The sequence below is a fragment of the Micromonospora sp. WMMD812 genome, assembly GCF_027497215.1.
Taxonomy (GTDB): domain Bacteria; phylum Actinomycetota; class Actinomycetes; order Mycobacteriales; family Micromonosporaceae; genus Micromonospora.
Genome location: NZ_CP114904.1, coordinates 1,835,422 through 1,855,773, shown reverse-complemented (window position 1 = coordinate 1,855,773; position 20,352 = coordinate 1,835,422). Strand labels below are relative to the sequence as shown.

General features: G+C 72.4%; 17 protein-coding genes and 1 riboswitch. Of the genes, 6 read left to right on the top strand and 11 right to left on the bottom strand.

From position 1 onward, the window contains the following. Positions 1 to 6 precede the first annotated feature (6 nt). The 4 genes from O7603_RS08470 to O7603_RS08455 form a co-directional block, all read right to left on the bottom strand. Positions 7 to 2,181 (bottom strand): FUSC family protein, encoded by a 2,175-nt coding sequence (locus O7603_RS08470; protein ID WP_281575133.1) that lies wholly within the window; start codon positions 2,179 to 2,181, stop codon positions 7 to 9. Positions 2,182 to 2,337: 156 nt separating this feature from the next. Further along, positions 2,338 to 2,670, bottom strand: a complete 333-nt coding sequence (locus O7603_RS08465) for a putative quinol monooxygenase (protein ID WP_281575132.1) — start codon at positions 2,668 to 2,670, stop codon at positions 2,338 to 2,340. A gap of 117 nt (positions 2,671 to 2,787) precedes the next feature. Then, on the bottom strand, positions 2,788 to 3,531 hold the full coding sequence (locus O7603_RS08460) for an N-acetyltransferase (RefSeq protein WP_281575131.1): 744 nt from the start codon (positions 3,529 to 3,531) through the stop codon (positions 2,788 to 2,790). A 59-nt stretch (positions 3,532 to 3,590) separates the two neighbouring features. Next, on the bottom strand, positions 3,591 to 3,920 hold the full coding sequence (locus O7603_RS08455) for a hypothetical protein (RefSeq protein WP_281575130.1): 330 nt from the start codon (positions 3,918 to 3,920) through the stop codon (positions 3,591 to 3,593). Positions 3,921 to 4,099: 179 nt separating this feature from the next. Between O7603_RS08455 and O7603_RS08450 the strand changes: the two genes are divergently transcribed. Together O7603_RS08450 and O7603_RS08445 are read left to right on the top strand one after the other, a co-directional pair. Continuing rightward, positions 4,100 to 4,768: a DUF998 domain-containing protein gene (locus tag O7603_RS08450; protein WP_281575129.1), complete on the top strand. Its 669-nt coding sequence runs from the start codon at positions 4,100 to 4,102 to the stop codon at positions 4,766 to 4,768. A gap of 200 nt (positions 4,769 to 4,968) precedes the next feature. After that, positions 4,969 to 5,152, top strand: a riboswitch (cyclic di-AMP (ydaO/yuaA leader). A 2-nt stretch (positions 5,153 to 5,154) separates the two neighbouring features. Next, positions 5,155 to 5,793 carry a transglycosylase family protein gene (locus tag O7603_RS08445; RefSeq protein ID WP_281575128.1) on the top strand — a complete coding sequence of 213 codons (639 nt, stop codon included), beginning with the start codon at positions 5,155 to 5,157 and terminating at the stop codon, positions 5,791 to 5,793. A 182-nt stretch (positions 5,794 to 5,975) separates the two neighbouring features. Here the strand turns inward: O7603_RS08445 and O7603_RS08440 are convergent, their stop codons facing one another. The 5 genes from O7603_RS08440 to O7603_RS08420 form a co-directional block, all read right to left on the bottom strand. Then, the gene (locus O7603_RS08440; protein ID WP_281575127.1) at positions 5,976 to 6,503 is read right to left on the bottom strand and encodes a DUF1062 domain-containing protein; all 528 of its coding nucleotides are present in this window, start codon (positions 6,501 to 6,503) and stop codon (positions 5,976 to 5,978) included. A 203-nt stretch (positions 6,504 to 6,706) separates the two neighbouring features. Beyond that, positions 6,707 to 8,122 carry a carboxylesterase family protein gene (locus tag O7603_RS08435; protein ID WP_281575126.1) on the bottom strand — a complete coding sequence of 472 codons (1,416 nt, stop codon included), beginning with the start codon at positions 8,120 to 8,122 and terminating at the stop codon, positions 6,707 to 6,709. 156 nt (positions 8,123 to 8,278) lie between these two features. Continuing rightward, positions 8,279 to 9,106, bottom strand: a complete 828-nt coding sequence (locus tag O7603_RS08430) for a DUF72 domain-containing protein (RefSeq protein WP_281576641.1) — start codon at positions 9,104 to 9,106, stop codon at positions 8,279 to 8,281. A 119-nt stretch (positions 9,107 to 9,225) separates the two neighbouring features. After that, entirely contained in the window at positions 9,226 to 10,074 is an 849-nt protein-coding gene (gene nadE, locus O7603_RS08425; RefSeq protein WP_281575125.1) for an ammonia-dependent NAD(+) synthetase, read from the bottom strand. Next, the gene (locus O7603_RS08420; RefSeq protein WP_281575124.1) at positions 10,071 to 11,003 is read right to left on the bottom strand and encodes an SMP-30/gluconolactonase/LRE family protein; all 933 of its coding nucleotides are present in this window, start codon (positions 11,001 to 11,003) and stop codon (positions 10,071 to 10,073) included. The genes nadE and O7603_RS08420 overlap by 4 nt, the downstream gene beginning before the upstream one ends. Positions 11,004 to 11,113: 110 nt before the next feature. Between O7603_RS08420 and O7603_RS08415 the strand changes: the two genes are divergently transcribed. The 4 genes from O7603_RS08415 (at position 11,114) to O7603_RS08400 (ending at position 17,751) form a co-directional block, all read left to right on the top strand. Next, the gene (locus O7603_RS08415) at positions 11,114 to 11,575 is read left to right on the top strand and encodes an Lrp/AsnC family transcriptional regulator (RefSeq protein WP_281575123.1); all 462 of its coding nucleotides are present in this window, start codon (positions 11,114 to 11,116) and stop codon (positions 11,573 to 11,575) included. A gap of 335 nt (positions 11,576 to 11,910) precedes the next feature. After that, complete coding sequence (locus O7603_RS08410; protein ID WP_281575122.1) at positions 11,911 to 13,101, top strand: ThiF family adenylyltransferase; 1,191 nt, start codon at positions 11,911 to 11,913, stop codon at positions 13,099 to 13,101. Between the two features lie 12 nt (positions 13,102 to 13,113). Next, positions 13,114 to 14,415, top strand: coding sequence for a hypothetical protein (locus O7603_RS08405; RefSeq protein ID WP_281575121.1), 1,302 nt, complete (start codon positions 13,114 to 13,116; stop codon positions 14,413 to 14,415). Between the two features lie 132 nt (positions 14,416 to 14,547). Then, on the top strand, positions 14,548 to 17,751 hold the full coding sequence (locus tag O7603_RS08400) for a BTAD domain-containing putative transcriptional regulator (RefSeq protein ID WP_281575120.1): 3,204 nt from the start codon (positions 14,548 to 14,550) through the stop codon (positions 17,749 to 17,751). A 27-nt stretch (positions 17,752 to 17,778) separates the two neighbouring features. Here the strand turns inward: O7603_RS08400 and O7603_RS08395 are convergent, their stop codons facing one another. Further along, a complete protein-coding gene (locus O7603_RS08395; RefSeq protein WP_281575119.1) occupies positions 17,779 to 18,828 on the bottom strand; it encodes an SEC-C domain-containing protein in 1,050 nt (349 codons plus the stop codon). Between the two features lie 119 nt (positions 18,829 to 18,947). Then, entirely contained in the window at positions 18,948 to 20,351 is a 1,404-nt protein-coding gene (gene sthA, locus O7603_RS08390; protein ID WP_281575118.1) for a Si-specific NAD(P)(+) transhydrogenase, read from the bottom strand. Position 20,352: the final 1 nt, after the last annotated feature.

Sequence of the window (20,352 nt, the reverse complement as noted above, 5' to 3'; positions counted from 1 at the left end):
GCCGGCTCACCCGTTCGCGCCTGCCGGCGGCTGGAGCCGGGCGAGTCTGTCGGCCAGACCATCGAGCCACAGGTCGACCTCCACGAGGTGCCGGACCCGCCGCCCGTCGCCCGGTTCGTCCACCAGCGGCCGGGTCCGGCCGAGCTCGTCCACGCCGCGCTTCCGGGGCAGGTTCGGGTGCGGGGTGCCGCCGCGCGTCACCCGCTCCGCCGCGTCGTCGTACGCCGACCGGACCCGCCCGGCGGAATCCCGCAGCAGCGCACCCGCGTCGGGCCACGTGGCCAGCGCGCCGGGCGGGTTGCGGGCCAGCAGCGCCTCCGCGCCGTACACCGCTTGGTGGCCGGCGGCCAGGGCCGCCTCCCAGTCCACGTGGCGGGCCCACGGGTCGTGCCGCTCCGAGTGGTACTGGTTGTAGGAGGCGTCGGCCAGGCCCATCGCCCGACGTGCGCGGGCCAGGGCCCGGCCGGGCCGGTCGCCACCGAGAACCGCCTCGACCGTCTCGATCACCGCGTCGCCGCTGGCGGCGAGGTAGCTGGCCGTGTTCCGGCTCAGGTCGCGGGTCGCGCCGCGCGGCCACATGACCACCCCGGCGAGGACGCCGATCGCGGCGCCGAGCAGGACGTTCTCCAGGCGGGCCTCGGCCAGTCGCCAACTGGGCGGCGCGAGCTGGGCGAAGACGAACGTGAGCAGCAGGGTGAACATGGCCTGGGCCCAGGCCGCGCCCCACAGGCGTCCGATCGTGAAGGCCAGCACCATGGTGACCGGCAGGGCGACCGCGTAGATGATCGGCGGGTTGGCCACGAGCATCAGCAGGCCGCTGACGACGGCGCCCGCGGTGGTGCCGAGCACCGCCGGTCGCAGGGCCGTGCGGGTGTCCACGGCCGAGGTCCGCAGGATGGTGAGGGTCGCGAGCAGGACCCAGAAGCCGTGCATGAGGTCCAGGCTCCCGGCGACCACCCGCGCGGCGGCCAGCGCCACCGCCAGCCGCAGCGCCGACTGCGCCGGCGCCGACCAGGGCGACAGGTGTGACCGGAACTGCCGCCAGTAGAGCACCCACGGCGGTCGGCGCGCGTCGTCGAACACTTCCCGGTACGCCCCCAGCTCCACCTCGCCGTGCACCGGCGTGCCGCCGGCCAGTCGGGCGCCGACGGCGAAGATGCGGACCTGGTCGGCGACGGCCAGCGCGGTCGCGTCCCGGCGCAACCGCTCCACGTCCAGGCCGGCGCCGGGGCCCGTCGCTGTGTTGGGGTACGCCGCCTCGGCTCGCCGGATGGACGCGTCCAGGGCGGCGACGTCGGCGGGCGGCGCGCCGGGAAGCAGGCCGGCGCCCGCGGCGCGGGTCGTGTCGGCGCAGCACCCCAGCACCGCGACCGTCCTCCCGTCCGGGAGCGGCTGCCGTGTCGTCTCCGCCGCCAGCCGGTCGGCCTCCGCGAGCACCTCGGTCAGGGCGGCACCGCAGACCCGTAGCGTGCGGTCGCGGGCGCCCGCTCCCGTCGGTCTCTGGACCGGGGGTAGCTGGGCGAGCCGCAGTCGGTCCACCGCCTCCGCGGCCCGGCCGCGCATTACGTCGCGGTCCCGGCGGTCACCCGTCGGATCGGTCAACGCCGCCGCGGTCGCCTCCAGGTACGCCGAGAGCCGACCGGCCGCGTCGGCCAGGCGTTGCTGGTAGCTGACCGGCGCCGGGTCGGGCCAGAGCAGCATCTCCGCGGCGGCGATCAGGCCGATGCCGAGCGACACGCCGCCGAGCCGCTCGGGCAGGGTGCTCGGCTGGGACGGAGGGAACGACGCCAGGATGTAGAAGAGCTGCAGCGCGCTGACGAGCCCGACCAGGCGGGGACCACCGACACCGGCGAACGCCACGGCGAACCCGATGACCAGCATCCCGCCGGCCGCGGCCCAGGTGTTCGCGGCGAGCACGGTGCCGGCGGCGACCAGGGCCCAGGCCACCGGCAGCGCGGCGAGCAGCGTCCGGGCCCGTTCCCGCGCTGAGCCCGGCAACTGGGCGAACGCCCCGGCGGCGACCGTGCCGAACAGCCCGTAGGTGGCCAGGTTGACGCTGCCGAGGGCGTACCGGCAGGTGTAGAAGACGGTGGACGCGACGATGGTCAGGCGGGCGGCGCGCCGCAGCGCGACGTACCCCGGGTCGCGGCGGCGTAGCCAAGCCAGGCTGGTTCCGAGCACGCCTGGATCCCCCGCGTTCTCGCGCGCACCTCATCCCCGACCCCCCATTGTTCCCCGGAAGACGCGGTCACGGGCGGGCTTCGGTGGCAATCCGGGGCGGCTCCCGGCGCGGCCCGGACCCCCTGGCCGAGGGACGCGTGCCGACGCCCAGGACGCTCAACCGCGGTCGGGGACGGCCATCTCGCCGAGTTCGGACCAGTCGTCCTGCGGGATCGTCATGTTGACGATCCGGGGAGTCTCGGCGAGGTGCGGCGGCAGGGTCCGCTGGGCGGTCCGGAAATGCTCGGACTGCACGTGCGCCGCGCCGGCGTCCCCGTCCCGGAATGCCTCGACCAACACGTACTCGGTCGGGTCGTCGACGCTGCGGGACCAGTCGAACCACAGGCAGCCCGACTCGGCGCGGGTGGCCCGGGTGAAGTCGCCGGCGATCTCGGGCCAGCGGTCGGCGTAGTCGGGCAGCACCCGGAACTTGGCGGTAATGAAGATCATCTGGCGCCTCCCGATGACTGGCCGCCGATCGGCGTCCCTGCCGTCACAGCGGTCGGACCGTGACGGCTGTCGGACCGTGAGGAACAACGTACCGAACCCGGTGGCGATCGGGCGCGGTCAGAGTCGGTGCCGCACCCAGACGTTCGGCTCGACGTAGACGGCATAGTCGTGCGCCACGTCGCACTGTACCGGCACCAAGGCGCCCGGCACGCGCACCGGCCCGCTGGTGTCGAACGGCAGGCCCGTCCAGCGGCGCCAGTCGGCGAGCGTTCCGGTGATCGTCATTGAGCGGGGAGCGACGCGTTCGATGGTGCCGCCGGCGCGGACGTGGACCCGCAACCACGGGTCGACCGGCAGGCCGTCGGGGCGGAGCTGGGCGGCGTACTCGGTCATCGGCAGGTCCGGTCGGGTGTGCTTGCCGCTCGGACGGACCGGTGCGACCAGCGTGTCGTAGCCGCGCTTCGCCACGCCCTGGCGCATCGCGTCGAGCATCAGCGCGGACAGCCCGCCGCCGCGCCGGTCGGGGCGGATGCAGATCTCCAGCGCCGACACGATGTTGGTGTCGGCGCCGCTGAGCCGGTTGATGGCGGCCCGCTGGATCACCCGGTCCCAGCCGCCGTCGGGCAGTTCGTCCTCCGTCCAGCGGAACGGCACGGCGTACGCCCGCGCCACGGCGCGGCCCGGCTCGTCGGTGTCGATGGCGGCGAACACGAACTCCGGGTACAGGTCGTGGGCCACGGTGTAGTACACGGCGCCCATCGGATCCCAGAGCATGAACGGCGGCCACGCGCCCTCGAAGTCCTCGTCGAGCAGCGGGGCGACGTCCGGGCGGTCCGCCAGGCACACGATGTCGAGGGTCACGGCCGGAACCGTAGAGGGTCGACCCCCGGTGTGCACGGCATATTCGTGGCCGCAGCGCGTCAGGCGGCCGAGGCGGTCGCCTCCGACGCACGCGCCGCCGCGCCCGCTCGACGGGCCGCCGGCCGCACCGGAACGCCCGACCAGCCGGGGTAAGCCACCGTCTCGCCGGTCGCCTCCGCCGACTCCTCGGCCTGCGCGATCTGCAGCGCCCGCTGGGCGTTGTTCCACGGCGTGCACGGCCACGCCTCGCCGTCGCAGAGCAGGTTGCGACAGCCGCCCTCGCCGTCGGGCTCGTGCGCGTCGGCCACCCCGAGGGCGAGCCGCCACAGCAGTGGGTCGGTCACCCCGTCGGGACGGTCGGCGCTGTCGTTGTGGCTTGTCTCGGACATGGCGGTCCCCCTCAGATATCTGTGCCGCCCTACCTTCACCGCTGACTCCCCCCGGCAAACCTGGACAGCGCGGCGGCCTGACCTGCCCGGTTCCCGTCCACGAAATTCTCTCCGACGCTGTCGATCCGCCCGCACTCCGTTCGTCGGCATGTCACAGCCGTCACGAAAGGACGCCGCCCATGAGATCAACCGTCGCCATCCGTCATGGAAACACCCCGGTCCGTCACCGCCGAACCCGGCTCCTGCTGACCTGCGGCACCCTCGCCGGTCTGGTCTTCCCCGTCCTGTCGTTCGCGCAGGCCCTCACCCGGCCCGGCTTCGACCTCCGTCGGCACGCGATCAGCGCCCTCACCCTGGGTGACCTCGGCTGGCTGCAGACAGGGGCCTTCGTCGTCACCGGTCTGCTTTCCGGCGCGTTCGCGGTGGGTCTGTGGCAGGCGCTGCGGCCCGGCCGGGCGGGCACGGCCGGGCCGGTGCTGGTCGCGGTGTACGCCGTGGCGATGGTCGGCGGTGGCATCTTCCGACCCGACCCCGCGTTCGGTTGGCCGCCCGGCGCCCCCGACGGGCTGCCCGACCAGATCAGCACGGGCAGCGTCCTGCACACGGTCTGCGGCGCCGCCGCGTTCCTCTCGCTGATCGCGGCCGGCCTGCTGTTCGCCCGCCGTTTCGTCGGCCAGCAAAGACCTGGGTGGGCGGCCTACAGCGCCGCCAGCGGCGTCGCCGCGTTCGTGCTCACCGTCCCGCCGTGGGGCGAGCAGAGCGCGAGCCTCCGTTTCGCCGCCGGAGCGGTGATCATCTCCGGCTGGCTCGTCGTCCTCGCGCAGCTGGTCCGTGCGGAGGACGAGTGACACCGGCCAAGGTCGCCGGATCCGACGGCGCCATGGCCGCGCGCCGCCATGGCACCACCGGCGGGTCACTTGCACGGCCGGGCGGGGTTCGCAACCCGAGGCGGCACCGTCCCGCGTGGACCGGTAAAGAGATTCACACGAAGTGGGCGATCGCCGCCAACGGTGCCTAACGACGGTCGAGTTCGCGAACGCGGACACCGAGACCGGTAACGCCTAATCCTGCCGCCGGTCGTCGGCACTCGTCACCCGGGCAGGAGCGGGGGACCCAGGTTCCTCGGTGCCCAGCGGACCGCTCGCGGCACCTCGGGGTGAAGCCGCCCACCGGCGGCCGGGCTCCTCGGCCCGAACCCGACAGCTCACCTCGTCGGCGTGGAGGACACATCACCATGTCAGCTACGTACAACGCCCGCCACCGGGCCGTGAACACCCGCCGCGTCGTCGTCGGCACCCTCGCGGCCGGGGCCGTCACCGGCGCCGTCGTTCTCTTCGGTACGGCGGCACCCGCCCAGGCCGCGGTCAACTGGGACGCCATCGCCCAGTGCGAGTCCGGCGGCAACTGGCACATCAACACCGGCAACGGCTACTACGGCGGCCTCCAGTTCTCGCAGAGCACCTGGAAGGGCTACGGCGGCACCAGGTACGCCGCCCGCGCCGACCTCGCCAGCCGCGGCGAGCAGATCGCCGTCGCCGAGAAGGTGCTCGACGGTCAGGGCATCGGTGCCTGGCCGACCTGCGGGAAGAAGGGCGGCTCGACGTCGAAGTCCACCGGCAAGTCCACCACGACGTCGGAGCGGTCGTCCGGCGGCGCGAAGTCGGGCGGGGAGAATTCCGGCACCCGCGGCGACCGGCGCAGCGCGCCGACGACCAGCGGTGACGCGTACGTCGTGCGGCCCGGCGACACGCTGTCGCAGATCGCGGACGCCCACGACGTGTCCGGTGGCTGGGAGTCGCTCTACCAGCGCAACAAGCAGGTCGTCGGGGACGACCCCGGCCTGATCTTGCCGGGCCAGCGGCTCAGCCTCTGACAACCTCGCGCGACGCAGGCTCCGGTCCGCGGGCTCGTCATCCTGGTTCGGGATCCGGGTTCGCGGACCGGTGACGGTGGCTCTGGCCCGGTGGATCCGTCCACCGGGCCAGAGCCTTGTCCGGGCGTCCGGGGCCGGTCCGGCGGATCGTGCCGGACCGGCCCCTGGTCCCGAGAAGGGACTCAGCGCTTGAGCGTGAAGGTGAAGTCGCCGGAGAGCTTGCCGCTCAGCCGGACAGCCGAAACGACCTTCCCCTCCGTGACCAGTCGCTCGACCTCGGCCCGGGAAAGACCGCAACCTTCAGCGATCAGTCGCAGCGGCCGGACCGGGATCCGCGCCGCGAAGCGGACCGAGACGTCGACCACCTCGCGGTCCAGGTGATCCGATCCGCCGGTGTCGAGGCGCCAGGCGTTGTCCCAGTCCAGGGCGATGCGATTACGACGCCGCACGACCGGATCCTGGAGCAGCTCAGCTGTCAGGCCAGGGTCGTTGTCATGCAGCCGGTCCAGCAGCTCAGGTCGTACGGAGCGCACAGTCATCCGCTCCAGGACCGTGAGCTTCGCCGTTTCCCCGCAACCGGTACAGAGCACGAGGAGCCAGGCGTCGATCAGCTTGTGGTTAGCGTTGACGCGAAATTTGCCGCTTGCCTGGAAGCGCCCGGACGCGCACGTGTGGCAACGGCGGAGAACGAGCGGCAGGCAGGTGGGCACGACAACCCAGTTATTGAGCACAGAAGTACACCGGTTCCAGTGAGAAGTCCGCAGCAAAAAGGAGCGCGGCGCAGATGCGCGACGCGCGACAGATCAGCGCTCGGGAGGTCTCACAGGGTGTACAACGGCACGTCCTTGCCTAGACGACCTGGTTCGGCAGCACGGTAATGGCGCACAGCGGCGCTGTTCCACCGGTTTTTGGACTAGGCGAAGTGGTGGATGTGGCCGCCCCGGCCCGCGTACGCCGGCCAGCCGTGTTCGGCCAACGCGTCCGCGCCGCGGGCCACGAACGACAGCCACGCCGCGCGCAGCGGGGCGCTCCGGTCGGTCACCTCGGCCCAGCTCTGACCGGCGAGCATCGGCGCCTGCCCCCACGCGGCCTCGTCGCCGAACAGCAGCGGCAGGTCGCTGCAGTGGCACGCCCGGTACGGCGACGTCGAGCCCGCGCCGTCGATGCGGTACGCGAAGACCCGCGCGCCGGCCGCCGCCAGCTGACGTGCGAACCGCATCGTGGGCCGGGCGAAGACGCGTCGGGTCGCCAACCCGATCAGCCCGTCCTCGGCGGCACGTCCGACCAGCGGCACGCGCCGGGACAGCGGACCGCCGGCGAGGAAGTACGCGATCTCCCGGTGCGTGGTGCCCAGCACCACCTCGAGGTTCTCCGCGCCGGCCCGGCACGCCTCCCGCCAACCCCGGACGTCGGGCAGCGGATCGGTGCCCGCCACCGGCCCGTACGCCGGGGCGAGCCCGAACCTGAGCCGCGCGGCCAGGTCCTTCTCGGCCAACCGTTGCGCGGTCACCACTTCGGCAAGCGAGGCGTCGTGCGGGTCCCGCCCCAGCCGCGCGAGGAAACGTTCGGCGACCCGCCCGGCGGTGGCGGCGCCGCCCAGGCCCAGGCCCAGCGGCGGGCTCTGCAACACGGCCCGGCGGAACAGCGGCCGCGCCTGCGCCACGCCGAGCAGGCAGGCGACCGAGTGCGCACCCGACGACTGGCCGATCACCGTCACGTTCTCCGGGTCGCCGCCCAGGTGCGCGGCGTTGTCGCGGACCCAGCGCAGGGCCTCGATCTGGTCGAGCAGGCCCAGGTTGCCGGGGGAGAGCCCGGGCGCCCGCAGGTAGCCGAGGGCCCCGAGCCGGTAGGTCACGCTGACGACGACCACGTCGCCCTCGCGGGCGAGCCGATCGGTCCGGTAGCGGTCCCAGGAACCGGCCCCGGAACGGTACGAGCCGCCGTGCAGCCAGACGACCACCGGCCGGCGTGCCCCGTCGGCGGCCGGAGTCACGACGGTCAGGTTCAGGCAGTCCTCGGACTGCACGCCCACCTCGGACCAGCCGCCGGTCGCCACGGACCGCGTCGGCGGCTGCGGGCTGACGCCGCCGTGCTCCCGCGCCTCCCGTACGTCGGACCAGGATCGCTCGGGCACCGGTGGAGCGAACCGCTCGGCGGTCGCGTACCGGACGCCGCGCAGGATCGTCAGGCCGTCCGCGCGCTGGCCGCGCAGCGTTCCCCCGCGCGCGGTGACCAGCACGTCCCCGGCGGCCGCGTCGACATCGCCGGAAAAGACGGTGCCGCGCCGGGCGACGATGGGCCCGTCGTCGGTCAGCGGCTCGGACGTCACTGGTGACCCTGCCTTCCGTCGGCCCGCGGTCACCGGCTCCGGCGGTGACCGCCCGCCGCAGAGGCGGCGGCGCCACCGTAGCCCCGGCCGAGGACGCCCGACGGGCGGCGTCGTGCCGATGAGACGTACGCCATCGGCGTGGGCCGGGAGATCCGGTCAGAAGAGGGTCAAGGGTTCGACGGGTATCGGCTCGGGCAGTGCCGCGAGCTCGGGCACCCGCGCCCGTACGTCGTCGTGGAAGCGGCGCGCGAGCACCGGCGCGTCGGCGTTGTCGGGGGTGTGGATGAACACGGTCGGCGAGCGGCCCTCGCGTAGCCATTCGGCCGTGACGTCCACCCAGTGCTGCCAGCCCTCGACGGTCGGCGCGGTGGCGTCGCGGCCGAGGTAGCGGACGATCGGCCGGTCGGTCAGGGCGCGCGACCGCAGTGGCATCCGCGGCTTCTTGGCCCAGGCGTCCCGTTCGGCGTCGCTGGTCGGCGGGCTTCGGAAGAAGGCGGTGGTGTCGAACGGGATCCATTCGGCGGTCGCGGCGGTGAGTGCGCCTTCGAGGAGTCGCGTCGCGCGGGGGTCGTCGAAGAACGCGGGGTGGCGGACCTCCACGGCGTACCGGTGGGACGTGGGGAGCCGGCGCAGGAAGCCGGCGAGCACCGGGACGTCGGTCGGGGCGAAGGATCCCGGCAGCTGGATCCAGAGCGCGTGGGCGCGCGGTCCCAGCGGCGCGATCGCGTCGAGGAACGCGTGGAGCGGCTGGTCGACGTCGGCGAGCCGGCGTTCGTGGGTGATCACCTTGGGTAACTTGATCACGAAGCGGAAGGCCGGATCGGTCTGCTGCGCCCACGACGCCACGGTCTCTCGCGCCGGGGTCGCGTAGAAGGTGGTGTTTCCCTCGACGGCGTTGCACCAGCCGGCGTAGTGCCGCAGGCGCTCGTGTGCCGACAGCGGATGTGCGAGCAGGCGCCCCTGCCACGCCTTGTGGGTCCACATCGCGCATCCGACGTGCAGACGCATGACCCGGGCCCTCCCACCGACGAACGCTGCCTGGCCGGCCCGACCCCCGCGTCACCCTCCGGGACGTCGACCCGCACCGACACGGTAGCCGTCGGTCAGGTCGAACCGTTGCCGGGTGGTAGCGGCAGGTGCCGCTTGTGAACGGTCGCCCGGTAGCGGTCGAGGATCGCCCGCGAGACGACCTCGTCGACGGCTCCGCCTTCGAGAAAGTCGTCGATGTCGTCGTAGGTGAAGCCGAACACCTGCTCGTCGGGTTTGCCGGGGCGGAGGGACTCGAGGTCGGCGGTGGGCGTCTTGCGGACCAACGCGTCCGGTGCGCCGAGCGCGCGGGCGATCGCGCGTACGCGCCGCTTGGTCAGGCCCGCGAGCGGTACGACGTCGGCGGCGCCGTCGCCGTGTTTGGTGAAGAATCCGGTGACCGCCTCGGCGGCGTGGTCGGTGCCGACGACCAGCCCGCCGAGCGCGCCGGCGACGGCGTACTGGGCGATCATCCGCTGCCGGGCTTTGATGTTGCCGAGGACGAAGTCCCGCTGGTGGACGTCGGGCACGGCCAGGCCGCCGGCCAGCAGCGTACGCAGACTCGCGTCGCTGGCCGGCGCGATGTCGACGGTCAGGGTCCGGTCGGGGCGGATGAACGCCAGCGCGGTCTGGGCGTCGTGCTCGTCGTGCTGGACGCCGTAGGGCAGCCGCATGGCGACGAAGACGGCTTCGCGTCCGGTGTCCCGCGCTCTCTGGACCGCGAGGTGGCACAGCCTGCCGGCGGTGGTCGAGTCGACCCCGCCGCTGATGGCCAGCACCAGCGCGGTGGTCCCGGTGCCGGCCAGCGTGTCGGCGAGGAATCCGACCCGCCGCTCGATCTCCCGAGCGGCGTCGAAGGCGGTGTCGACCCCCAGGTCGCGGGCGATGTGCCGGCGGGTTCGCCCGGCGGTCGCGGCGTCGGTCACGGCCGGTCGACTCCACTGCCCTCGGGATAGCGGGCGCCGTTGACGGTGACCCGCAGCGTGTACACGCTGGTCCCCGCGGTGACGAAGAGGTGGTTGCGCTGGGGCCCGCCGAAGGTGAGGTTGGCGACGGACTCGGGCAGCAGGAGCTTGCCGATCAGGGTGCCGTCGGGGTCGAAGCAGTGCACGCCGTCCCAGGCGGCGGCCCAGACCCGCCCGGCGTCGTCCAACCGGAGGCCGTCGAAGCGTCCGTTGTCGCATTCGGCGAAGATCTTCCCACCGGCCAGGTCGCCGTCGGCGGTGACGTCGAAGACGCGGATGTGGCTGGGTTCCTGCCGGGTGTCCGCGATGAAGAGTCGCTGCTCGTCGGGGGAGAAGGCCAGGCCGTTGGGCCGGCAGAAGTCCTCGGCGACCACCCGCAGCTCACCGGTGGCCGGGTCGAGGCGGAACACGTAGCAGGCGCCGTCGAACTCGCTGTCGCCCTTGTTTCCCTCGTAGTCGCTGAAGATGCCGTAGATCGGGTCGGTGAACCAGATCGTGCCGTCCGCCCGCACGACCACGTCGTTGGGGCTGTTGAGCCGCTTGCCCTGGTAGCGGTCGGCCAGCACGGTGACCGTGCCGTCGTGCTCGGTGCGGGTGACCCGTCGGTTGCCCTGCTCGCAGGTGATCAGCCGGCCCTGCCGATCGACGGTGTTGCCGTTGGCGTAGCCGGAGTGGTGCCGGAAGACACCGACGGCGCCGGTGGTCTCGTCCCAGCGCAGCAGCCGGTCGTTGGGAATGTCGCTCCACACCAGGTAGCGCCCGGCCGGGAAGTACGCCGGGCCCTCGGACTTGCGTGCGCCGGTGTGTAGGCGTTCGAGGACGAAGTCGCCGTTGACGTACCGGAAGCGTTCGTCGAGCACCTGGAACTGGGCGGGGACGGTCGCCGTCACCACGGGCCTCCTCAGCATGAGCTGACGTGCATTCGGCAGAACGCTAACACCACCGAACCTGGTATGGTCAACACGTAAGTCAGCTGATTCACATCTAAGGATTGAGCGCTGTGGACGATGTAGACCGGGCGCTGCTGGCGGAGTTGCAGGCCGACGCCACGCAGCCGTACGCGGCCCTCGGCAAGGCGGTGGGGCTGTCGGCGGGGTCAGCCCACGAGCGGGTACGCAAGCTGCGCGAACGCGGGGTCATCCGACGTACGACCATCGACGTGGAACCAACCGCGGTCGGGCGCGGCGTGCTCTCGTTCGTCATGCTGCAGTCCAACGCCTGGATGGGCGACCCACCGACGCGGGACGCGCTCGCAGCCATCCCCGAGATCCAGGAGGCCCACATCATCGCCGGGTCCGCGTCGCTGCTCGTGAAGATCCGCACCTCGACCCCGGAACAGCTGCAGGCCGTGCTGCGCCGCGTGTTCGACGTCAACGGTGTTACCGGCACACAGACCATCGTCGTCCTCGAGACGTTCTTCGAAAGACCACTGAACGTCACCGATGCGGGACCGACCCGGTAGCCATCCAGGGACCGCTCATCCCGAGCAGCCGCTCCAGCGACCGTCCCAGGCCGAGATTGATGATCGATCTGTGATCGGGTGGTGACGGCGCTCGACAGGGTGAGATCACGTTCCGGGTGACGGAAACCATGCGGCTCGAGGAGGAAGAGTGGAGAAGGCCAAGGTCGAGCAGGCCCCGACGAAGAAGCTCGTGCTCAAGGTGCGCAAGCTGGAGCGGCTGGAGACGACGGTCATCCGCGAGGGCAACGGCGCCTGACCACGCCCCGGCACTCCGGTCGCCGGCACCTCAGCGGGGGTGGCGACCGGAGTGCCTTCCCGTCTCCGCGTTCACCGGCATGCCGGTCATCCTGGGCGCCCGCCGCTGCTCCGGCTGCGGCCCCACCCGATCCAGCGAGCATTGTGAGGTCGCGCGGATGCGCATGCTCCGACCACGCGTCAAGCTTGTCCACGAGCCGTACACCTTGCCCGGAAATCGACTGACGATCGGCCTGATGCAGTACGGCGTCGCCGCCGAGATCCAGGACGACGAGGACGGCACCGTAGCCCGGCTCCTGACGTTGCTGGACGGCACCCGGGACCTGGCGGAGGTGTCCAGGGACCTCGCCGTCACCCACCCGGGTCTGTCCGAGGAGAGCGTCCGTGCGGCGGTGGAGCAGCTGATCGGACAGGGGTTCATCGAGGACGCCGCCGCGCCGTTACCGTCCGGCTTCAGTCCCGAGGCCGCCGAACGATACGACCGGGCGCGTCACTTCTTCTCCTGGATCGACACCACCCCGCGTGCGTCGCCGTATGCCGCCCAGGCCCGGATAGGGCAGGCCCGGGTGGGCCTGCTCGGCCTCGGCGGTACGGGTACGGCGGTCGCCGCCGGCCTCGTCGCCAGTGGCGTCGGAGGTCTGCACTGCGTCGACTTCGACGTGGTGGACCAGCCGAACCTGACCCGCCAACTGCTCTACACCGAGAGCGACGTCGGCCAGCCGAAGGTGAATGTCGCGGTCGAGCGGCTACGGGCGATGAACTCACAGGTCGCCGTCACCGGAGAGGAGCGCGAGGTGCGCTCCGCCGCCGACGTCGCCGCGCTGATGGACGGCTGCGACGCCTTCGTACTCTGCGCCGACAAGCCCGTGCAGCTCATCCAGAGCTGGACCAACGAGGCCGCGCTGCGCACCCGGGTTCCGTGGTTCATGGCTCTCTACACCGGTCCGATGACCGTCGTCGGCTCGTTCCTGCCGTACCGGACCGGCTGCTACACCTGCCTGAGCCGCCGACCGGGCAAGCACGAGTTCCACACCGACGGTAGGCCGCTGATCGGCGTGCCGAGACCGAATGCGGTCATCGCGGCGAGCGCCAACATCACCGGCCACCTGTGCGCGCTGGAGGTGCTCTACCACCTTGCCGGGCTACCTCAGCAGGTCGCCGGGCGGGTCTACCACCAGAGCGTGGCACGCTGGGACCACCAGTACTTCGTGGACGTTCCGCACGACTCCGACTGCCCCTCCTGCGGGTCGCGATCCGAGAGCCGGACCTGAGGCGAGGTGGCCGTGACGGAGACAGCGGCGGCGCCGGAAATTCCCGTGGCGGTCGACAGCCTGGTCCGGTTCCACCCGCTGCGGGTCCGATCGTCCGACGACGATCCCGACACGGTCGTCATGGGACGACCGGAGGCTGGGGAGTTCGTGGAGCTGCCGGCGATCGGCGCCGTGGCCATCGCGTTGCTCGACTCGGGGGTGCCGATCGGCGTGGCCGAGCGCCGGCTCGCCGACGAGCACGACGTCGACGTCGACCTCCTCGACCTGGTGGTGGCCCTCCGTGAGGCGGGCCTGGTCGCAGCCGTCGACGGTCGGCCGATCGTCGACCCCTACCGTCAGCTCCGCCCGCACCTGCCTCGTCTGCGGGCCCCGCACGTGAGCTGGCTCTACGGGCGCACGGCGAAGCTGGGCTATCTGATGCTGGTCGCGGCGACCCTGATCACCGTGGTGCGCCGTCCCGAGCTGCTGCCCACGTACCGGGACTTCTTCTGGACCGACTACGTCGGGCTCGCCGTCCTCGTCAACACCGTGCTCTTCTCGGTGGCGGCGACGTTCCACGAGCTGAGCCATTTGGTGGCGGCCCGGTCGCTGGGCGCGCCGGCCCGGATCCGCTTCGCCACCCGGCTGCACCACCTGGTGCTGGAGACGGACGTGACCGCGATCTGGTCCACGCCGCGTCGGTACCGGTACCGGGTCTACCTCAGCGGCCTGCTCTGGGACCTCGCCGTCGTCTGCGCCGCGCTGCTGCTGATCGCGTATGCCGGATCGCCGCCGGTGGTCCACGGCCTACTGGCCGCCCTGGTGGTCGTGATCGTCATGTCGATGGCGCTGCAACTGCACGTCTACATGCGCACCGACCTCTACTTCGTCCTGCTCGACCTGCTGCGGTGCCGCAACCTGTTCCACGACGGCCTCGCTTACGCCCGGTACGTGGTGCGCCGGTCCGCCCGCGCGGTGCTGCCCGGCCGAACCGTGGCGGTCCTGACCGACCCGAGCGCGCAGCTGCTCCCGCAGGAGCGCCGGGCGGTACGGATCTACTCCGTGGCGGTTGTGCTCGGCAGCACGATCGCGCTCGCGAGCTTTGTGGGATTCGGGATTCCGATCCTGCTGCACGTGCTGGTCCAGGCCGGCTCCGTGGTGGCCGCCGGGCTGACCGGTGGCAGCGCGCTGGCCGCCGTGGACGGCGTACTCGTTCTGGCCGTCGAAGGCACGTTGCAGGTGATCTTCCTGGTGACCTTCTGCCGCCGCCATCTTCGGCGGCGGGCGAACGCATCCCCGGATGCCATGGCAGCCTCTTCCACACCCGTGGGCTGAAGTCTCCGGTCTCCCCCTCCCGGACCGACCTTTGGGACGGTTGTCGAATCGACGACCTGGACTACTGTCGGTCCCAATGTGGCGGCCGCAGATCCCAGATCGCGGTCGCCCTGATCGGCGCCCGGGGGACACGTGCCAGAGGTGATGTTCCGGCTGCTCGGTCCGGTGGAGGTTCGGGTGGCCGACCGGGCCGTGCGCGTCGGCGGACCGCGCAGCCAGGCCATGCTGGCCCTGCTGCTGCTGGAGGCCAACCGGCTGGTGCCGGTCTCCCGGCTCGTGGACGCCGCCTGGGGCGACGACCCGCCGTCCAGTGCCGACGTACAGGTGCGCAACCGGGTCGCCGCCGTGCGGCGGGCGATGCGCCAGGCCGGGCTGCCGGACGAGGTGATCGACACCCGGGGCTCCGGGTACCTGCTGAGGGTCGCCGACGGCCAGCTCGATCTGGATGTCTTCGAGGCGTGGGTGCGGCAGGCCGGCGGGCACGTGGACAGCGGGACGACACAGGCGGCGGTGACCATGCTGAGGAAGGCACTGGCACTCTGGCGAGGTCCGGCACTGGACGGCCTGCGTACCCCGGCGTTGGCGGCCGCTGCCCAGCGCCTCGACGAGCGACGGATGGCCGTGATCGAGCGGTGCCTCGACCTCGAACTGAGCCTCGGCCGGTACGACCAGGTGATCGGCGGCCTGCTCGAACTCGTCGAGGCGTACCCGTGGCGTGAGCCGTTGGTCGGTCGGCTCATGCGTGCCCTCTACCTGGCGGACCGGCAGCGCGAGGCCCTGGACCGTTTCGATCAGCTCCGCCGCCAACTGGCGGAGGAGCTCGGGGTCGACCCCACCCCGGAGCTCGTCCGACTTCGCGACCTGATCCTCCGCAACGATCCGAGCCTGCGTGCCGGCCCGGCTGCCCGCGACGGCGTCGGACCGGCGATCGACGCCGGGCCCGGGCCGGCGGACCGGCCGCCTACGCCGAAGGCGGGGCCGCCCCTCCCGAACGGGACGGCGGACGGCGACCCCGTCCCGAGTGTTGCCGCCGGGACGCCCGCACCTCCGCCGCCCGCGGACGAAGCTCGGCGCTCCCCGCCCCAGATGCTGCCGGCCCAGCTCGCCGACTTCGTCGGCCGGCAGTCGGAGGTGGCGGCCGTTCTCCGGTGGTTGCCGGAACGGCCGAAGGTCGCCGTGGTGGCGATCAGCGGCCTGCCCGGAGTGGGGAAGACCTCGCTGGCCATCCGGATCGCGCACCAACTCGGCGGGCAGTACCCGGGCGCTCAGCTCTACGTCGACCTGAGTGGACACGAGCGGCCGCTCGCGCCCGTCGAGGTGCTCGGACGTCTGCTGCGGTCCCTCGGAGTGCCGGGCGTGGAGACACCGACAGACCTGGCGGAACGGGCCGCGCTGTTTCGGGCGACGGTGGCCGACCGGCCCTGCCTGTTGCTGCTGGACGACGCGGCGACCGCGGCTCAGGTGCGTCCCCTGCTGCCCGGGATCGACGCACTCGTCCTCGTCACGAGCCGACGCGCCCTCGTCGACCTCGACGGCGCCCTCCAACTGCGGCTGCGCCCCCTGCCGGAACCCGAAGCGCTGCGGCTGCTCGCCCGCATGATCGGCACCGAGCGGCTGGCCGCCGAAGCGGACTCGGCGTCGGCCATCGTCAACCACTGCGGACTGCTGCCACTGGCCGTGCGGATAGTCGGGGCGCGGCTCGCCGTACCGGACCTGCTGAGCCTGCGACAGATGGCGAACCAGCTCGGCGAGCTGTCGCACCGCCTCGACCATCTCACCCGCGCGGACCGCAGCGTCCGGGCCGCGTTCCATTCCGCGTACGTCGCACTCGACGAACCGGCCCGTCGGGTGTTACGCCGGCTCGCGGCGCTGGACCTCGCCGACGCGCCGCCGTGGCTGGTCAGCGTACTGATCGAGGACGACAGGGCCGCCGACGCCGGTCTGGCCGGCCTGGTCGAGGCCAACCTCGTCGAGGTGACGGGTCCCGACGAGGCCGGCCAACCGCGGTACCGGATCCACGATCTGGTACGGGTCTTCGCCCGAGAGCGGGCGACAGCGGAGGAGCCGGCGGACGAACGTGTACGGCTGCTGCGTCGGGTCTTCGCGGCCTGGCTGACTCTGACCGAGCAGGCCCGGGTGGCGTTCAGCCAGGAGGAGCAGGCCCGGATCGTCGCCGACCTACCCCGGTGGCCGGTCGTCACCGAGGTGCACCGTCGGGATCCCCAGGCCTGGTTCGGCGCCGAGCGACTCTCGCTGTCCGCCCTCGTCGACCAGGCTGCCGAGACGGCCGGGCTGGAGGATTACGCCTGGGCCCTGGCCTGGCACTGCGACTACTACCTCCACGTCGACGGGCACCTGGACGAGCTGACCCGGGTGACCGAGGTGGGACTCGCGGCGGCGGAGCGCCGCGGGCATCGCGAGGGTATCGCCAGGATGCGGACGTGTGTGGCGTTCGCCTACCTGGTCCGCAACGACCTGCACGGCGCGCTTCGGCAGATCACGTCGGCCGGCGAGACCGGTGCGAGCCTGAGGCAGCCCTGGCTCTGCGCGGAGATCGCCGGGGTGGAGCACCAGGTGCACGAGGCGCTGGGGAACAGGGCGGAAGCACGCGCCGCCCTCGTCAGGTCGATAGACCTCTACCTGGAGGCCGGGGACGACGCGTCGACCGGGGCCAAACTGACGCGACTCGGCATGCTCCAGATGCAGGAGGGAGACCCGGCCGCCGGCCCGACGCTGGCGCGCAGCGTCGCACTGCTCCGCACCGCCGCCGAGACCCGGCCACTCGCGTTCGGCCTACGAGGGTTGGCCAGATGGCACGACCAACGCGGCGAGGTGGACGAGGCCTGGGCGGCGTACCTGGAGGGGCTGCGACTGGTCCGCCAGCACCGCGACCGGCTGGGGGAGGTGGTTCTGCTGAGCGAACTGGCCGCGACGCTCGCGGGAGCGGCGCGGCTCGCCGAGGCCACCGCCTACGTCCGCGTCGCGCTGGAGCGGGCGCAAGAGACGAACATTCCGCTCTATCTGGCTTACGCCCGCTGCGCACAGGGCCGGCTGAGCCTCATGGCCGGCGACCCGGAACGTGCGCGAACGGAGATCGCGCAGGTGGTGGATGACCTGGCGGGCAATCCGACGGCGCACGTCGCCGCTCTGATGGACCTGGCACGGGCGGGCGAGCAGGTCGCCGACGTCGAGGCTGCTCGGGTCGCCTGGCAGCGCGCCCTCGAGATCGCCGCCCGGGCCGGAGCGGCCGTCATGGTGCGTGAGATCAACGACCGGCTCGCCGGGCTGGAATCCGATCGGCCGGCCCAGCGCCCCACCTCGGCTACCTGGTCATGACCTCCGGGCCGGGCCGGGCCGGGTCGGTCAGCTGCGGGAGCGCGGCAGGCAGCACTTCTTGTACTTGAGGCCCGAGCCGCACCAGCAGGCGTCGTTGCGCTCCGGCGGCCAGGAGATCTTCGCGCCGGGCCGGGCGGAGAGTTCGCCCGCGTAGCCGGCGCGGGTCTGCGGGTCCGTCGGGTCGCCGTTGCGCCGGCCGGCGTAGCCGGTCAGCCCGTCCACCGATCCGGAGAGCACGCTCAGCCCGGTCCGGCCGGCGTTGGCGAGCTGCACCAGCTGCTTCTCGAGCCGGGCCCGGTGTGCGTCCCAGTCCGGTCCGTACGTGTCGGTCAGCGCGGCCTGCTCGGACAGCAGTCGATCGAACTCGGCCCGGGGCCAGAAGAGCAGGTCGGGCTCGCCGCCCTGCCGCTGCTCGGCCCGGCGGACGAGCTGCGCCTCCAGCCGGTCCGCCAGGTCGTCCTGCCGGTCGTGCGGCAGGTTCAGGTTCCGACGTACCCGGTGCCGCTGCTGGAGCAGGAAGAAGAGAACACCCGGCGCCTCCGGCGGGCCGACCTCCACCGTCGGCTCGGCGGCGGGCACGGTCTGCTCCGGCGTGGCCGCCGAGGTGGCGCGCTGACCGAGCAGGGTGTCGACCGCCTCGGAGAGCCACTCGTCGGCCAGCGCCGAGAGGCCGCCGGCGTCCAGCGCCGCGCTGACGTACGCGGGAGCCTCGGGCTGCTCGGTCAGCAGCGGACGCAGCGCGGTGAGCTCGGCCGTCGCCTCGTCCTCCCGGCCGCCGACGCGGAACATGATCCGGGCCCGCAGCGCCCGGGCGAAGCCGGCGCGGGCGTCGTCGCTGGTGGGGTACGCCGCGACGGCCCGGTCGGCGTAGCGGAGCGCGGCGTCCAGCCTCGCGCGGACCTCGGCGATCTCGGCGGCGAGGGCGAGCGCGTCGCCGGCGTCGTCCGGGTCCGCCAGGCGGCCCTGCTCCACCGCGTCGGCCAGGTCGGCGGCGACGCCGAGGGGGTTGGCCGTCCCGAGCGCCGTGCGGCGGAGTTCGGCGAGGTCTGCGCTGGTGATCACGTCTTTCGTCGGCACGGTCTCACGGTACGTCGGGGTCGGGCCGGTGCACCGGCTGATCACCTGTTACGCCCATCTCACGCGTCCCGAGTGATGGAGCGCCGGATCGCCCAGCCGGCGGCGACGCCGGCCGCTGCTCAGCCGTCGATGCGGGTGATGTTGCGGATCTTGTTGGACGCATCGAGGGCAGCCACCTTGTACGCCTCCGCCAGCGTCGGATAGTTGAACACCGCGTCGACGAGGTAGTCGACGGTGCCGCCGCAGCCCATGACCGCCTGCCCGATGTGAACGATCTCGGTGGCGCCGGTGCCGAAGACGTGCACGCCGAGCAGCCGGCCGTCGTCCGGTGAGACGAGCAGCTTCAGCATCCCGTACGAGTCACCGACGATCTGGCCGCGGGCCAGCTCGCGGTAGCGGGCGATGCCGACCTCGAACGGTGTCGCGCTGTCGGTCAGCTCCTCCTCGGTCTTCCCGACGAAGCTGATCTCCGGGATCGTGTAGATGCCGATCGGCTGCAACCCGTGCATCGCGCGGACCGGCTCGCCGCAGGCGTGCTGCGCGGCCAGCCGGCCCTGCTCCATCGAGGTGGACGCCAACGCCGGGAAGCCGATCACGTCGCCGACCGCGTAGATGTTGTCCACCGCGGTGCGGTAGTTCGCGTCGACCGCGATCCGACCCCGCCGGTCGGCCTCCAGCCCGGCCGCCTCCAGCACCAGGTCGTCGGTCTGGCCCTGACGGCCGGCGGAGTACATGACCGTGTCGGCCACGATCTTCTTGCCACTCTTGAGGACGCACAGCGCCGCGGTCTGGTGCTTCTCCACCGCGGCGACCTCCTCGCCGAAGCGGAACGTCACCGACAGGTCGCGCAGGTGGTACTTGAGCGACTCGACGACCTCCTCGTCGCAGAAGTCGAGCATCCGTTCGCGGCGCTCCACCACGGTCACCTTGGTGCCGAGGGCGGCGAACATCGAGGCGTACTCCATGCCGATCACGCCGGCGCCGACGACGACCATGCTGCGGGGCACCGCCTGGAGGTTGATGACGCCGTCGGAGTCCACGATGGTCCGGTCGTCGAAGTCGACGCTGTTCGGGCGGGCCGGACGGGTGCCCGCGGCGATGATGATCTTGTCGAAGGTGACCTTGGACTCCCGGCCGGAGCCGCCGTCGACCCAGACCGAGTGGGCGTCGGCGAACCGCCCGGTGCCGGTGATCATCGCGACCCGGTTGCGGGCCAGCTGGTTACGGATGACGTCCGTCTGGCGGCTGATGACGTGCTGGGTCCGGGCGGCCAGGTCGCTGACCGTGATCTCCTCCTTGACCCGGTAGCTGCTGCCGTAGAGGTCCCGCTGGGTCAGGCCGGTCAGGTAGAGCACGGCCTCGCGAAGGGTCTTGGAGGGAACGGTGCCGGTGTTGATGCACACCCCACCGATCATGTCGCGTCGGTCCACGATGCCGACCCGCCGGCCGAGCTTCGCGGCGGCGATGGCGGCCTTCTGACCGCTGGGTCCGGAGCCCAGCACCAACAGGTCGTAGTCATACACG